Here is a 15,699-nt window from a genome sequence, read left to right as displayed (position 1 = left end):
ATAGCGCTATGGAGAGGGAATATTGCAAAATATCTTCCCTCATGTCTTTATTGATTGTTTTGAAAAGTCAGTCGAATAGATACACTTTAATTAAGAGAAGTTGACCTATTTAAGAAAGTTCCAAATCAAAATTTATTTATCACAAAACACAAAACACAAAACACAAAACACAAAACACCAAACACAAACATAACTCCCTGTGCAAGCCGTCACCAAAACTTTCAAAGAACGCCTGATAGATTTTACTATGTATTGTCGTGAGCGGCAGTTTGTCTTGGGTCCTCAAGAAACGCATGATGCTTTTGAGGTTGCCGCGCGCGGTTGGGCATTGGACCGTAAACTGTTTCAATATAGTTTAAAATCAATTTATTGCAAGCGCAAGGAACATGCTGATCGTTTTGATGAAATGTTCGATCGTTTTTGGAGTCGCTACTACGAAGAGAAATTGGAGCAGCGCAAGAAACAGATCAAACAACTGAAGAAAGAAAAGGAGACGGCCACGGTTATTTTTTTGGGAACGGAGTTCAAAGTACCTAAAAAACAGGTGAAAGAGGAGGAGGCCAAAGAGATGGTCGGGGCCAATGAAAGCATACGCCTTCGAATGACCGATTTCTCAAAGGTAAATGTTACCGATAAAGAGAAATTGGAAGAACTGGCCGAAGAACTCTTTCATCAAATGAGTATGCGTTTTAAGCGACGGTTGGAAAACGCGAACAAGGGCAGTATCGATATTCGGAATACGATTCGACACGGCATCGCAAAAGGTGGGTTGTTATTGGACCTCTCTTATAAACGCAAACGCAAGGAAAAGCGTAAGGTGGTCTTTATTCTGGATGTGAGCGGGTCTATGGATACCTATAGTTATTACCTCCTGCGCTATGTGATGGTGTTAAAGAAATATTTTAAAAGTCTGGAGTTCTTTACCTTTAGTACGGAGTTGACACACGTTACGCCAATGCTCCGCCAAAACAATGAGCAAGAAATTCTAAGACAGATCGGGAAGAACGTACATTCATGGTCAAGTGGCACGAAAATAGGGGAATCGCTATCGGAATTTCTCTCCGTTTATGGAAGCAAATTTTTAAGTCAGAAACATATCGTAGTTATTTTGAGTGACGGACTGGAAACAGGAAACGTTACGGTTTTAAAGGAAGCCGTTCGTACGATACGCCGAAAATGCAAAACCTTGGTATGGCTGAATCCCTTAAAGGGGATGAAAGGCTACCAGCCCGTTCAGAAAGGAATTGTAAATGTGATGCCGCATCTAGATGCCTTCGAATCGGCACACAACCTGGATAGTTTATTAAAATTGGAAAAATTGTTAATGGATGTTTAACGAACTCGCGCTACAGATAGAAAAACACTTGGCCAAAGGAGCTAATTTTGCAATTGCCCAAGTGGTCGACCGCATTGCACCGAGTTCCGGTAAAGTGGGGGACAAAGCCTTGATCTTGGAAACAGGAGAAGTTATCGGCTGGGTTGGAGGAGGTTGTGTACGTGGTATTGTCATCAAGGAGGCTTTGGAGGTCATCAGGACCAGGCGTTACCGCCGCATACGCATTTCGCCCGAAGGCGGTACCCGCCAAACCCCAACATTTAAAGAGTACGTAATGTCATGTCAAAGTAAAGGAACCTTGGAAGTTATGATAGAACCAGTAATCCCACAGCCTGAATTGATTGTCATTGGAAAAAGCAACATTGCCCGTAAACTGGTGCAAATGGCTTCTGCAGGAGATTTTCGCGTCTCGGTAATGGCCACGGATGCCGATGTACAAATGTTCCCAACGGCCGATAATGTTGCCGAAAACGTTGATTTCAGCACTTTCAAAAACCTGAACAATACTTATATCATCGTCACCACACAGGGTGAAGATGACGAACTTTCCGTAAAGAAGGCATTGGAGACCTCTGTAACCTACGTGGGCTTTGTGGCCAGTTTGAAAAAATCCGAGGACATCAAAAAATATCTGACTGATGCCGGTATTTCGGAAGCGCGGGTTTCCCAATTGCGAAGTCCCGTTGGGTTGGATATCAACGCTAAATTGGCCAGCGAGGTCGCCATCAGTATTTTGGCCGAGGTCGTCGACCATTTTCGAAATGGGAAGGCGGCCCACCGTACTTCCGAGCAGGACAAAACATCCACAACGGAAATGTCTGGCACAGCCCCTGCAGCGGATAAATTTGCCGAAGATTATTACATCAATCCGGTATGTAATGTACCGGTATCCAAAAAGAACCCTAAGCATATCGTGGAGTACCAAGGCGAAAAAGTCTATTTCTGCTGCGATGGTTGTAAGGTTAGCTTTGAGAATGCTCCGGAGAAGTACATCAGTTCTTAAGGGACTAGAATTAGCTGACGCATCTCGAGGTTATGCTAAAGAGGAATCCTCATTGGACATGGTGGGGAATGAATCCGCTTTTAATGGTGAAAATGGGATAAGAAGCCCTAGCCTCAGCATAGCGATTCACATTTGCTTTTCAAGCCGAGATTCGCGCTTTCCAAACCCTCCGTCTTCCTATCCGCTCATGGTGAATGGAATCCACTTCCCTTCATCCGAAGGCAAGAGCTATTATAATTTACTTTTCGAAAGCAAGACTTTCTTTGGCTCCCCTCTTTGGATAAAGAGGGGAATGAATCCGCCTTAGGCGGAGAAAGGGGAGATTGAAAGCCCAAGCCTAGGGGAAAGCGATTCACATTTGCTTTATAAGCAAAGGTTCGGGCTTTCAACCCCTCCGCTTTTTCGTCCGTCCTGCGGCGGAGAAAAACCACCTCCCTTTATCCAAAGGGAGGAACTTCAGCCTAAAACACTTTTCAATACAAGTCGTTTTTTAACTTACATCTTTTTTAAATTTTTCCCTTATTTCCATAAAAAAAGACTGCAGGTTGTCAAAAACCATTTTGTTCTCGAATCGTATCACTGTATATCCTAGCTTGTTAAGGTAGTTCGTTCTTTCAGCATCATATTCGGCAACGGTTGCGTTTTGGTGTACTTCCCCATCCAATTCAATAATCAATTTTTCTGAGGCGCAATAGAAATCAAGGATGTATTTTCCAATACTATGTTGTTTTACGAACTTTTGGCCTTCAAACTGCTTTGCCTTCAATTGTTTCCAGAGAAAAGCTTCAGCAGGGGTAAGGTTCTTGCGTAGCTCTTTTCGGAATTCCAGTAGCTCTTTTTTGCTATGCGTTCTGTCAGTTTTCAAGTTATCTAAAATTAGAAAAATATGGGAAATTTATTGGAGTATTTATATTGAGTGGATTTTAAAGCTCCCCTCATTGGAAAAGGAGGGGTGTCCAACTTGTTGGTCTGTGAGGTTGAAAGCCCAAACCATAGGGTACTCAGTTCACGTTTGTGTTTTAAACGAAGATTCGGGCTTTCTATCCCTCCGTCTTCCTATCCGCCGATGGCCGCTGGAATCCACTTCCCTTCATCAGAGGGGAGGAGCTTTTACATTTTCTTTTTAAAGAAAGGAGGCTTTTTAAGCTCCCCCTTTTGGACAAAGAAGGGAATGAATGGGTCAATGGCAGATAGAGGGGAGCTTAAAAGCCCAAGCGATGGAGCATACAATTTACATTTGCGTTTAAGACTATGCTTCGGCCACTTTAATAGATTCTACTTCTTTGGACGCAATACCATAGTTTCAACCGCAACCGAATCCACTTTATTTCGAGAAAAGTATACGGGAAAATATTCGTCTTTGGCCCAGGTTTCAAAGAGATTGTCAAAGAAAGGACTGTCCGGATCGCCCGATTGTCCCGGGCTATTGGTGCCTACGGCAGCGTCCCAATCGCCCGTATTAACTATGATTCGGAAGGTTGCGCCACTACTTTGCCTAAGATTGCCGCCGGTAGAACCTGGCGTATAGGCATTTCCGCCCCTGGGTAACGGTCCTACATCCAGTTTGGATTTTATGGAGTCGTTTACCGCATCACTCAATGCATGTTGCATAAAAGTATGTTTATTTCTTTCCTGACCGTACTGCCACTTATCGATATCGGGACCCAGCCTCTTTTCCAAATCGGTAATCGCGTTGATAAAGGCATGGTATAAAAATTGATTTTTCCCAAACTCGGGGTCCGGGCCGAAACGATAGTCGGGTTTGGCGATCCAATCCATAATTTTTTTCAATTGAATTCCTGGAACAAGGCCTTTACCAGCTGCCGGTATAAATCGCTCATTTGCCATTGCTTTGATATGGTCTTCCCATGCTACATAAATGGCGGCCGCGACGGAATTTGCCTTCAGTTTATAGTCCCAGCCGTTTAATCTTTCCTTGGCTTCCGCTACGATACCGTTAAACATATAGGGCTCCAACATAGGCACTAGAGTCTTGGCAGGGATAGAAATATAATCGGTTTGCAGGGCCTTCATATCGGCCATGGTCATTTTTTTGCCCGAACCGAGCACTTCGTTCACGCGGTCGCCACGATACGGGTCGGACCAGGAATACCCTACGGCATCCCAATGGGTATAGTCTTCCGAAGTAACGTTTTGATTGGCAGTAGCCAAAAAACCGGCTTGGGGATTGTACACATGGGGCTTTTCAATAATCGGTAAATATCCATCCCATTCATAACGCCCGTCCCCGGGAACGGGAACGAGTCCACTAAAATTTCTTCGGATCGGTGCGATACCAACAGCCTGCCACCCAATATTGCCTTGGGAATCGGCCCACACCATATTCTCGCCCGGGATGTGGCTATAGTTGCAAGCGGCACGAAATTCTTCCCAAGTTTGGGCCTGATCCATACGTAAAGAGGCCAAATAAGGTGAGCCACCAGGTTCTAACCAAGCGCAACGCACGGCATATGCTGTATTGTTTTTACGATCAATGTAAGAGACCGGGCCGTGTCGCGTATAAAATAAATCCACAATGGAATCTTTTTGACCTTTTACTTTGATAGTCTCCGAGATTTTTGTCATGTCGACCCATTCGTCCTTGTATTTGTATTGTTGCGGATTTTTGGGATTCAGCTCATATACATACAGGTCTTCCCCATCGGTTCTGTATACGGTTAATCCCCATGCGCCATATTCGTTATGTCCGATGGAAATTCCCGGAATCTCCGGTTCACCGCCCCCGATAACATTCCAACCTGGCGCTACCAAATGCGCCATATAGCGAAGCGATGGTACGGCAACGGTCCGATGGGGGTCATTGGCCATATAAGTGTGGCCGTCCGCCATCAAATCCCCTTTCACGACCCAGTTATTACTTCCTATGGCCAAAGAATCGTTTTTGCCTTCGTTTAGCGAGAGCACTGTCTCTTCCGCCGCCGTACTTTGATACTGTGGCAGCACATCTCCTTTTTCAAATGTTACCGGTTGGCGATAGGCATTATAAAGTTCAAGGATATCCTCTGAAAGTAAGTCGGTATCAATACTAGCATCGATTGTCAAGTCAGGCTCTTTGGGATGAAGCCAATAGAGGTCTTTTACGGTTTTTTCACCTAGTTTGGCTACAGCCCGGCCTATTTGCAACTCTTGTTCGATGTTTCCCAAAAGACCTTGATGTCGCGAAATGACGACATCTGGCGTCCATAGTTGCGGCTGAATATCTAGTATTTTAAATGCTATTGGAAGCCGCTCAGGGGTTTGTAGGATTTCTGAAATATAAGCGTTGACCCCATTGGTGTATGCCGTGATGATTTCAGCCCCGTCTTCATGGTAGTACTTCATTTCAGTGGTCATGTCGCCACGAAACTTAAAGAGCCGTGTCCCAATATCCCTTTTGAGTTCTCGTTCCCCTAGGATTTCGGCTACGGTTCCGGTAGCTTGCCTTCGCCATATTTCAAATTGAAACAAGCGGTCCTTTGCGGCGGCGTAGCCTTGGGCGAAAAATAGATCTTTTTGATTTTTGGCGTAGATATGATTGATGCCCCATTGGTCCCTTACAATTTCAACGGGTTCTAACAGGTCGTCAATCATTTGCTCGTCGACGTTGTTGGTAGTTTCGTTTTTACAAGAACAAACAAGGATGACCAAAAAAAATGATAGGCGAAGTTTCATTATAATACGGTTTTATATATGGAACGCGACCAACTAGAGCCCTGATGCAATTTTAGGGCCTTTTCTCTGAGGCAAAGGAGCTTTTCGTTTTACCTTCAAGTACCCCAAAAAAACTTCTAAAAAGTCTCAAGATTTAATGAGATGCGGTCTTATGACTTGAACCGTACGACTTATTTCCCTTCATACTTGCCCATATACCGTTTCCAAAGTTCGGTCTGGTGGGTTTCCAAAGAAATATCACGTCCATCGATAAAGGCATGGGTGAGCTGGTTGCCCATCATGTCCAGTGCATCGCCTTCCGATACGAAGAGCGTCGCGCTTTTGCCCACTGTCAGAGTACCGAAATCACTGTCTATTCCTAGAATTTTTGCGGTGTTGCCCGTAATCAATGATAGGGCCTGTTCTTTGTCCATACCCTGTCCAACAACCTGCCCGGCGTAAAAGGGTAAGTTTCGGGTCTGAAAATTAGACGCATCGGCATTTTGAATACCTACCAAAAGTCCCGCATCGGCCAATAATTTGGGCAGCTTATACGGTAAATCATAATCCTCATAGTCGAATGCAGGTCGGTTATGGGCAAACTGCACCAAAACGGGTATCTCGTGTTTCTTTAAGAAATCGGTAATTTTATAAGCGTGATAGCCGCCTACTAAAACCACATGTTTGGCACCGCCTTTCTTGGCTGTGGTAACCGCATCGATGATCTCGCGTTCCCCATCGGCATACAGGTATAGTTTTTGAGTTCCGTCAAAAATACCTTGCATGGCGGCAAAGGCAGGATTCATTTCCTTGGCCGCGCCCTTACCGTAGGCCAAAGCGCCCTTCATAAAGGTCGCTACGGCGTCAACGTCTTTTGCATAGTCCTTATTCGGTTTAAATCCGCGTTCTTCGCCCATCCACCATCGGCCTTGTCGGAAGGAATTCGGCCATCTGAGATGAATGCCATCGTCTACCTTTACGGCAGCGTCTTCCCAATTCCACGCATCAAACTGCACGATGGAAGAAGTTCCCGAAATACGGCCACCTTGTGGAGTTACTTGTCCTAACAGTACACCATTGGGGCGCATGCTCTCCACAACTTTCGATTCTGAATTGTACGCGATCAAACTACGTACGTGGGGAATGATTTCCCCGAGTTCCTCTTGGTCGTTGCTGGCACGAACGGCGTTTACCTCTATCAATCCCAGTGATTTGTTCGGTGCGATAAAGCCAGGGTATATGTGTTTTCCAGCCGCATCGATAATTCTTCCTTTGGTTGCTGCGTCGCTTCCTAGGGCGGTAATTTTGCCATTTTCAAAAACGATAATGGCGTTTTCGACCACCGTGCCATCACCGATATGAGCGGTCGCCCCAGTTATGCTGATCGCTTCTGACTGTGGTGGGGCCGGTGTTTGCTGTGCCCAACCGATGAATGCACCTAGGAAGGCAATGAATACTAATGTTGTTGCTTTTTTCATGGGTATTTCTTTTTGTCACGTCCGCTTAAGCGGAAATTAATGTTTTTTATAAGTGGTACCAACGATTCCATTTCTAATCGCTTTCACAGGTATGGATTTCCTTTTTGCTCATCTTCGGGGCCTGTGTTTTACCGCCACCCTCTTTTTCGGAGAGCATCATATCGATGAGTTGATTGCGCTCTTTCTTCACCGATTCCCGTAGCTGTTCATCCTTTTGTAAATCGAAATACACGGCCCCGTCGATGATGGTTTTCTCCGCTTTAGTGTAGACCGACATCGGATGCCCGTTCCATAGTACCAAATCGGCATCCTTCCCTTCTTTGATGCTTCCCGTTCTATCGTCTAAATGCAAGAGTTTGGCGGGGTTGATGGTCACCATTTTCCATGCTTCCAGCTCGGTCATTCCCCCGTATTTAACTGTTTTGGCCGCTTCCTGGTTCAATCGGCGGATCATTTCGGCATCATCGCTGTTGATCGCCACGGTAACCCCTTGGCTTTGCATGATGGCCGCATTGTAGGGAATGGCGTCGTTTACTTCGTATTTGTAGGCCCACCAATCGCTAAATGTGCCACCACCTGCGCCGTGCTCGGCCATCTTATCCGCCACCTTGTAGCCTTCTAAGATATGGGTAAAGGTATTGACGCGAAAACCGAAATGCTCGGCGACTTTCATCATCATATTGATTTCGCTCTGTACATAGGAATGGCAACTGATAAAACGTTCGCTATTGAGGATTTCGACCAAGGTCTCCATTTCCTCATCATAACGATAAGGCTGTCCGCTTTTCTTTTGCACCTCGTATTCTTTGGCACGCTGAAAGTAATTCATAAAAACCTGTTCTACGCCCATACGTGTTTGCGGAAAGCGGCTAAAGCTCTGCCAGTTGCTTTGCTTCACATTTTCACCCAAGGCGAATTTGATGAATTTGGGCGAGTTGTCGTAAATCATGTTCGCCGCACTTTCGCCCCATTTCAACTTTAAGATAGCCGATTGCCCACCAATGGGATTTGCCGATCCGTGCAGTAATTGCAGGGAGGTGACACCCCCTGCAAGGGCATGGTAGATTCCCTTGTCTTCAGGGTCTACTACATCTTCCATTTTTACCTCGGCAGAGGAATTGTGTCCCGCCTCGTTGATGGATAGTCCTGCAATATGACTATGTTCATCAATGACCCCTGCCGTCAGATGCTTTCCGGTAGCATCGATAACCTTGGCGCCGCCAGCGTTCAGATCGGTGCCGATTTTCTTGATTTTCCCATCTTTGACCAAGACATCGGTACCTTCCAAAATACCGGTGTCCTCGCTCGTCCATACCGTCGCATTTTTAAAGAGCATGTCCTCCGCTTTTGGCAGTGACGAATAGCCGTAAGCGATATTCGGATAGGTAACCGCCACGATTTCCGGCTTCTCGTCTGTCTTGTCCCCGCTCTTCGAATCAGTGATTTTTTCGCTAAAATCGCTAGTCTTTTTAGCGCTGAACTGTCCTTCGTTCCCGTTGGGAAGTGCCACTTTACCTGTTAAATTGTCCGTGTCGGCAGTGACCAAGCCCGTCATTCTATAGTGCTGCGTATCGGTATCGGCAAAGGAAAGCTGTATCCAGTCGCCGCTGTAGCTAAATTTCGATTTCAGCTTGGTGGTGTCTTGTTTGATTTCCACCTTGGGCTTTCCCGCTTCTCCAGTGACGGACATTTTAAACGTCTGCCCAGCGGCGGAAAGATCATACTCGCCCCTGATGTCTTTGAGCGACATATCGTTGATCACATTTTTCTGGCCCTGAACCCAATTTTCATATAAGGTGGTGTTCTTGTCGAAGAGGTCTCCCGAAGTAATCAGGAAATTCGCCCAACGCCCATTTTGCAAGGAACCGATTTCAGCGGATTTCCCTAGCATTTGTGCAGGTACGGTAGTCAACGCTTCTAACGCTTTGGTTTTGGAAAGACCATATTCGATGGCTTTCATCAACTTTTTCTGGAACTCTTCCGTTTTCTTCAGCTTATGGGTGGTTAAAGAAAAAACAATTCCGTTCTCGGCCAGTATTTTAGGATTGGCCGGCGCTTGGTTCCAATGTCTCATATCGGCCAAGGCCACATATTGTGCGGCGTAGGGGTCCGACACATCGTAGGCATCCGGAAAATTCAACGGCAAGATCATAGGGGCATTAGTGGCTTTGACGTCGGCAATACGTTCGTATTCGTCGCCTCCGCCTACGATGGTATATTGAATTCCAAAGGCATCCCCGATTCCATCGGCGCGAACCACATGGCCTTTATCACCGGCCTCGAAAATTTGCAGTTTGCTCTTGTTTCGATTCAAGGCTTCCAAGGAGCGGTCTTTGGTGTCGACATTACCCTTGGCGTACCAATCGGCATCGTGATACATTTGGCGCAATAAGGACATACTGCCCATTAAGGAGGTAGGGTAGGCCTGATTGCTGGCGATGCTTTTATCCAACGAAAAATACTGTCCCAAGCGATCGTCCAGAATACGGTCGGCATCATTGCCTGCTGCATTCAATGCGACCAAAACCCCCGTACCGCGGGCGATACCATCTTGAATGTGCGTGTTGACCACCCCGAAACCAGCTTTTCTTAATTCCTCGGCTTTTTTATTGTCGTATTTGAATTTGGAAATGGCATTATTTTCGGGCATAATGTGGTCATTCCAATAAAAACCTTCCCGCTTTGTATCGTATTGGGCCGAACGACCGTTGCGTTCCGCCTTTTTTGGTAGCGGAACCCCGAACCCCGAATAAGATTCGATAAAGGAAGGATATACCGTCTTGCCCGTCAAATCTATCACGATGGTACTTTTTGGTAGGGAGACCGTTTTTCCGACCTGCACAACTTTACCATTTTGGATGAGCAAGGTAGCGCCCTCGATAATTTGAGTGGGGGTTACATAGATTTTGGCATTCGTAAATGCGGTGTAGTTGTTGTTTTTGGATTTTACTCCGTCGTTTTTAGGGAAATATTCCTGTGCAAAAAGAGTTGCACTGCACCAAAAAAGGGCCAGTGCGAGAAGTCGCATTTTCATATCGGTCGGATTAGTCGAAACCCAAGAGGGCTCGTAAATTAGTCTCTTTAAAAATAAGGGAAGTAGAGAGAATTAGGGAATTATTTCTATTCTTTTTTTTGCACACGAAAAAAGTAGCCAGTTCGCAATGGTTACAGGCGGTATGCAACCTCTGTTCACCGCAATTGCCCACTGCAAGCTCTTTTATAAGGGATGCTTCTCATGATACCCCACCATCAAATGCACTACTTTACTGTAGCTTTTAATGCCGTCCGGTTGGTTGTTCGCCTTGAGAAAACTATTGAAGACCGATTTGAAAATAGGCTCCACCGGGTTTTCGTAGGCGGCACTGAAATCACGTAGTTCTTGGTAATTTTTTTGCACCCCTTTGTGCAATTGCGCATAGAGGTTGTCATAAGTAACCCTGTCGATATCGGATATGGCATTCATGCAATGACTGAGGCCATAGGCCGATGCCGAATACTGAAAATAGAGATCGGGATTTTTCAGGGTAACGAGATACCCTACAAAATTGGTTTCGTTTTCCGCAGAATAGCCGATTTGATGGCCCACTTCATGCCCGCTGATGACCGGAAACCTGAAAATAGGCGTTAGTGCATTTACTTGGGCCTCGTTCGTAAACGGATTTAAATATCCCCCAATACCCATATAACTCGATAAAATACTGAACATCGATTTTTTGATGCTTGGGTGTTCATAATCTAAAAATGGTAGCCGGTTCTTAATTTCCTCGTAGCCCAATATGGTCTTATCGAACACCTCCTTTTTAGTATACGGTAGCTGAACCATTTGGCTGCGGTCTCCTGTCAATTCGAGCTGCAAGGCATTAGTCCGTTCCAAGAGTTTTGTAGTAAGGTCCAACACCTCTTGGTACTCGGCCTTGTCGACGATTTCCAGTTTTTGGGCAATCGGTTCGCGGTAATAGTTAAGGCCCCACATCATGTGAAACGTAAAATACACTACGGAAAGCACCATGACGACATCCCGAAGAAAAACCCATGGCTTTGCCAAAATCCATTTTCGATAGGTGACGATGTAGTATAGCGATAGGATGACGAGCAAAGTGTAGACGATTTCCCCTACGGAAAAGGGAATCCATCCAAATAAAAAACGAAAAAACTTGCTAACTGCAGGATATATGCCATTGCTGTAATAAATTTCGACCCAATCGGAATTTCCGGCCGCCCATTTCACCAAAAAAAACTGGGGAATGAAACTTAAGGCGATACCATTACGGAGTCTGTTGTTCATAGGCCATTTGTAAGTCGGCTTATCCCTTTTTGACTATCGGGTTAGTTCCTCCCTAATAATTATGTTGGGTTTGGCAATTTCGCTATTGACGTTCGTCCTGAGTGCCGCTAAAAGGCTTTGGATGAAAGGCCATCAAAGACGAACTCATGCAATCAAAAGTAATTAATTCTTCAGGATACTAAAGAGAGACACTGTATTTTTGGCAAAACTTAAACAAATACTATGAGTGATGAAGTAAGAGCCTTGGAGCCAGCAGCCGTTTGGAACAAATTTGCCGATTTGAATGCCGTACCTAGACCTTCAAAGAAAGAAGAGCGGGTAATTCGGTTCATGGTCGATTTTGGTAATGCTCTTGGACTGGAAACTATGACCGATCATGTCGGAAATGTCATCATTAGAAAACCGGCGACTCCTGGGATGGAGGAGAGGAAAATGGTGACACTTCAATCACATTTGGATATGGTACACCAAAAAAACAACGATACCATTTTCGATTTTGAAACCCAAGGTATCGAAATGTTCGTGGAAGGTGACTGGGTGAAGGCAAAAGGCACAACCTTGGGTGCGGACAATGGCATGGGCGTGGCTACGATCATGGCTTTGCTGGAAAGTACCGACATACCCCATCCAGCTTTGGAAGCCCTGTTTACCATTGATGAAGAAACCGGAATGACCGGTGCGATTGGATTGCAAGGAGGAGTGCTCCAAGGCGAAATTCTATTGAACTTGGATACCGAGGAAGATGATGAAATCGATATCGGATGCGCAGGTGGAATAGATGTGACGGCCGTGCGACAGTATAAAGAAGAAGCGGTCGGAAATGATTTCAAGGTGTTGGAACTGACCGTTAAAGGCCTTCAAGGTGGGCATAGCGGGATGCAGATACATGAAGGGCTGGGGAATGCGAACAAGATTATGAACCGCTTGCTGTACCAGGCTTCCGAAAAGTTCGGTATCCGCATAGCGGAAATAGAGGGTGGGAGTCTTCGAAATGCCATTCCCAGGGAAAGTGTTGCAATTTTTGCAATCCAAAACGATTGTATTTCAGATTTTAAAAATGATCTAGCGCGCTTGATTTCAATTATCCAAAAAGAACTTTCAGTGACCGAACCGGAACTGAGGGTAGTCTTAAAAGAAGAGGTGGAGAGCATAACGAAGGTGATGCAAAAGGAGGCGCAGCATCAGGTGCTCAGGACTATATACGCCGCACATAATGGCGTATATACGATGAGCGCGTCAATATCCGATTTGGTGGAAACGTCGAACAATATCGCCCGGGTGGCCTTGAAGAATGGCAACATAAAAATTTCCTGTCTGACACGCTCTTCGGTAAATTCCGCAAAGATGGATTTGTCCAAATCCCTAAAGTCGACCTTCGAGCTTGGTGGATTCGAGGTATCCTTTGATGGCGAATATCCGGGGTGGAACCCTAACCCCGATTCTGCCATCCTAAAGGCGCTGGAAAGTAAATACGAGGCCTTGTTCGGTCAAAAAGCCAGGGTGGTGGCATGCCATGCGGGTCTGGAATGCGGTATTTTGGGACAAAACTATCCCGATCTGGATATGATCAGTTTCGGACCGACGATCAAGGGAGCCCATTCGCCGGATGAGCGCGTTCAAATCTCTTCGGTACAGAAGTTTTGGAAGTTTGTTTTGGAAATTTTAAAGGATATCCCTGAAAAAAGGGATACTTAAAAGTTCCTAGAAATTTTATCTTTGAACAAATTTGCAAACCATTAACAATATTCCTTACAAGAAGAAAAGGGATTGAAACTAAACAAATTCCCATATTTGAGGGAAGTACGCTAAATTTAATTTATTATGAAAAAAACAATTTTAGTGCTTACTGCACTCGCGATGACCATAGGTGTCCATGCGCAATTCGGAAAGAAAATATTAAAGAAAGGCAATGTAGATGCGGCAAAGAAAATGACCAAAGCGGCAACCCTTTCCGATGAGGATATGGCACAGCTTTCGTTAGAATCGGTGCAATGGATGGATGAGAACAATCCGGTTGCAGAGGCAGGCGACCCTTACGGAGATCGTTTGGCAAAACTCGTCGAAGGTCTGGAAACGGAGGACGGCCTGGACCTTAATTTTAAGGTGTACAATGTAGTAGACATCAATGCTTTTGCTACTCCTGACGGTAGCGTTAGGGTCATGGCAGGTCTTATGGATTTGATGACGGATGATGAACTGCTCAGCGTTATCGGGCACGAAATCGGACATGTGAAATTAGGGCATTCCAAAAAGAGATACCAATCGGCCTATGCCATTTCTGCGGCAAAGGATGTAGCGATAACCAATACGAGCGCAGGGAAGGTACTTGCAGATGACGAAATCGGTGGTTTTATGGAAAATATGCTCAATGCACAGTTTTCACAGTCGAACGAATCGGCTTCCGATGAATACGGTTTTAAATTTATGGTCGCCCATGACTATGATTATCACGCAATGGAGGGAGCTTTTCAAAAGCTGGCCGAGCTAAGTGACGATGGGGGCAAGGGTTCATTGATGTCTTCTCACCCAGGTTCTGCAAAGCGCGCTGCACGAGCTAAGGAATGGGCCGATAAGGAAGACGGTAAATAAGCGCTTACTTTAATCGAAATAATTCCCCGACCTGCCTCGTGGATAGTCGGTTTCAAGAATTTTTTTATTCGAATGTTAAATGCTCTGCAGAAGAATTGGCGGGGCATTTTTTCATTAGTGCAGGGAACCGGAACATAGACGCTAATCCGTTCTTACGTTGTATCCCACTGCAGAAGCACCAATTCCAGTTATAATTAAATCACTTTACAACAGGGAGGATCACTCAATCCATGAAGCTTAGAAGGTTGGGTTCTTCGCCTTCAATTCTGCCCGCACCATCTGACCAGATGGCGTCAGTTGGCTTTCGGGCCAATTACCGCTGCCACTTGCCCCGGGTTTCAAGGCCGCGGAATTTTCATCCTTATCGGCAATAGACCAGTTGCACCAAGAGATGTTGTTGGCATCGAGAAAATCCCACCAGGTATTCACTTCGGGAACATCAATAAAACCATCACCGGAATATTCCGTTACGCCATACTCGGTCACGAAAATAGGCAGACCGGCATCAATTGCGGTCTGGGCAATATCTCGTAATTCCTGTTTGTGCGAAGCGGCATAGTAGTGTAAGGTGTACATGATATTGGCGTCGTCTATTTCGTTTCCGATAACTTCATCAACACGCTGCGACCAACTGCGCGTGCCTGCGATGACGATATTATCCGTATCGTATTTTCGAATCTCGTTGATTACTTCTTCGTGATAAGGTTTTAATGTATTTGCCCAAGAAACATCATCCAAGGGTTCGTTGTACGTCTCGTAAATAATATGAGGTTGGTCTCCGTATTTTTGCGCTACCTCCGCAAAGAATATTTTTGACTCTTCCAGATGATCTTCGGCATGATGGCTGTGCCAGTCTACGATTACATAAATACCTTCTTCAATGGCAGCATCAATGATTTCGAAAATCTTAGCCTTTTCGATTTCGGGATTTTCGAGATACCCGCCCGGATCTTCAACGCCCATTGAAGCGCGTATGACAGTAATATTCCAGTCGTCTTTTAGCCATCGCACCGCTTCCTTGGTGTAAAATTGACCCATCCACTGGCTCCAGAATAGCGACATACCCCGAAGTTGCACGGGAGTACCATTTTGGTCGACCATATTTTTTCCCGAAACACTAAGCTGACCATATGCACCGACCACTGTACCTTGGGAACCTTGGGTGTCTTCTCCAGTATCTCCGTCAGCATTGTTAGGTTCCTGGGTTTCGGCCTGCTCCTCATCTGCCGACTGCGAAGTAGTGCTACTTGAACAGCTGGTCAGTAAGATAAAAGCTAGGAAAAATGCTTTAAGAAGAATGTTATTCATAGCGTGCCTTTTTAAAAAGCAAATTGCGATTTGCGGTATTTTTTATGGA

Annotated in this window: 10 protein-coding genes; 4 read left to right on the top strand and 6 right to left on the bottom strand. The window is 45.4% G+C overall.

The window, feature by feature from the left end:
- Positions 1-199 precede the first annotated feature (199 nt).
- Positions 200-1,336 carry a vWA domain-containing protein gene (locus tag FGM00_RS10405; protein ID WP_138852849.1) on the top strand — a complete coding sequence of 379 codons (1,137 nt, stop codon included), beginning with the start codon at positions 200-202 and terminating at the stop codon, positions 1,334-1,336.
- Complete coding sequence (locus FGM00_RS10400; RefSeq protein ID WP_138852848.1) at positions 1,329-2,339, top strand: XdhC family protein; 1,011 nt, start codon at positions 1,329-1,331, stop codon at positions 2,337-2,339. The genes FGM00_RS10405 and FGM00_RS10400 overlap by 8 nt, the downstream gene beginning before the upstream one ends.
- 490 nt (positions 2,340-2,829) lie before the next feature.
- On the opposite strand, the gene FGM00_RS10395 is transcribed toward FGM00_RS10400, so the two are convergent.
- The 5 genes from FGM00_RS10395 to FGM00_RS10375 all read right to left on the bottom strand — a co-directional run bounded on the left by FGM00_RS10395 (position 2,830) and on the right by FGM00_RS10375 (position 11,753).
- The gene (locus tag FGM00_RS10395) at positions 2,830-3,204 is read right to left on the bottom strand and encodes an endonuclease domain-containing protein (protein WP_138852847.1); all 375 of its coding nucleotides are present in this window, start codon (positions 3,202-3,204) and stop codon (positions 2,830-2,832) included.
- A gap of 410 nt (positions 3,205-3,614) precedes the next feature.
- Complete coding sequence (locus FGM00_RS10390) at positions 3,615-6,011, bottom strand: penicillin acylase family protein (RefSeq protein WP_138852846.1); 2,397 nt, start codon at positions 6,009-6,011, stop codon at positions 3,615-3,617.
- A gap of 170 nt (positions 6,012-6,181) precedes the next feature.
- Positions 6,182-7,468 (bottom strand): amidohydrolase family protein, encoded by a 1,287-nt coding sequence (locus FGM00_RS10385; RefSeq protein WP_138852845.1) that lies wholly within the window; start codon positions 7,466-7,468, stop codon positions 6,182-6,184.
- A 73-nt stretch (positions 7,469-7,541) separates the two neighbouring features.
- Complete coding sequence (locus FGM00_RS10380; protein ID WP_138852844.1) at positions 7,542-10,502, bottom strand: amidohydrolase family protein; 2,961 nt, start codon at positions 10,500-10,502, stop codon at positions 7,542-7,544.
- A 183-nt stretch (positions 10,503-10,685) separates the two neighbouring features.
- Complete coding sequence (locus FGM00_RS10375; RefSeq protein ID WP_138852843.1) at positions 10,686-11,753, bottom strand: DUF3810 domain-containing protein; 1,068 nt, start codon at positions 11,751-11,753, stop codon at positions 10,686-10,688.
- A 222-nt stretch (positions 11,754-11,975) separates the two neighbouring features.
- Here FGM00_RS10375 and FGM00_RS10370 point away from each other — a divergent pair, with 222 nt between their 5' ends.
- Positions 11,976-13,448: an aminoacyl-histidine dipeptidase gene (locus tag FGM00_RS10370; protein ID WP_138852842.1), complete on the top strand. Its 1,473-nt coding sequence runs from the start codon at positions 11,976-11,978 to the stop codon at positions 13,446-13,448.
- A gap of 126 nt (positions 13,449-13,574) precedes the next feature.
- Positions 13,575-14,342 carry a M48 family metallopeptidase gene (locus FGM00_RS10365; protein WP_138852841.1) on the top strand — a complete coding sequence of 256 codons (768 nt, stop codon included), beginning with the start codon at positions 13,575-13,577 and terminating at the stop codon, positions 14,340-14,342.
- Between the two features lie 237 nt (positions 14,343-14,579).
- Here the strand turns inward: FGM00_RS10365 and FGM00_RS10360 are convergent, their stop codons facing one another.
- On the bottom strand, positions 14,580-15,650 hold the full coding sequence (locus FGM00_RS10360) for a glycoside hydrolase family 5 protein (RefSeq protein WP_138852840.1): 1,071 nt from the start codon (positions 15,648-15,650) through the stop codon (positions 14,580-14,582).
- Positions 15,651-15,699 lie beyond the last annotated feature (49 nt).

Origin of the sequence: Aggregatimonas sangjinii (assembly GCF_005943945.1) — a bacterium.
In the GTDB taxonomy this organism is placed as follows: domain Bacteria; phylum Bacteroidota; class Bacteroidia; order Flavobacteriales; family Flavobacteriaceae; genus Pelagihabitans; species Pelagihabitans sangjinii.
This window is presented reverse-complemented; position numbering and strand designations above follow the sequence as displayed.

Coding starts and splice junctions, on each gene's coding strand:
- FGM00_RS10400 (WP_138852848.1), top strand. CDS start 1,329: ATGTTTAACGAACTCGCGCTACAGATAGAAAAACACTTGGCCAAAGGA.
- FGM00_RS10390 (WP_138852846.1), bottom strand. CDS start 6,011: ATGAAACTTCGCCTATCATTTTTTTTGGTCATCCTTGTTTGTTCTTGT.
- FGM00_RS10385 (WP_138852845.1), bottom strand. CDS start 7,468: ATGAAAAAAGCAACAACATTAGTATTCATTGCCTTCCTAGGTGCATTC.
- FGM00_RS10380 (WP_138852844.1), bottom strand. CDS start 10,502: ATGAAAATGCGACTTCTCGCACTGGCCCTTTTTTGGTGCAGTGCAACT.
- FGM00_RS10375 (WP_138852843.1), bottom strand. CDS start 11,753: ATGAACAACAGACTCCGTAATGGTATCGCCTTAAGTTTCATTCCCCAG.
- FGM00_RS10370 (WP_138852842.1), top strand. CDS start 11,976: ATGAGTGATGAAGTAAGAGCCTTGGAGCCAGCAGCCGTTTGGAACAAA.
- FGM00_RS10365 (WP_138852841.1), top strand. CDS start 13,575: ATGAAAAAAACAATTTTAGTGCTTACTGCACTCGCGATGACCATAGGT.
- FGM00_RS10360 (WP_138852840.1), bottom strand. CDS start 15,650: ATGAATAACATTCTTCTTAAAGCATTTTTCCTAGCTTTTATCTTACTG.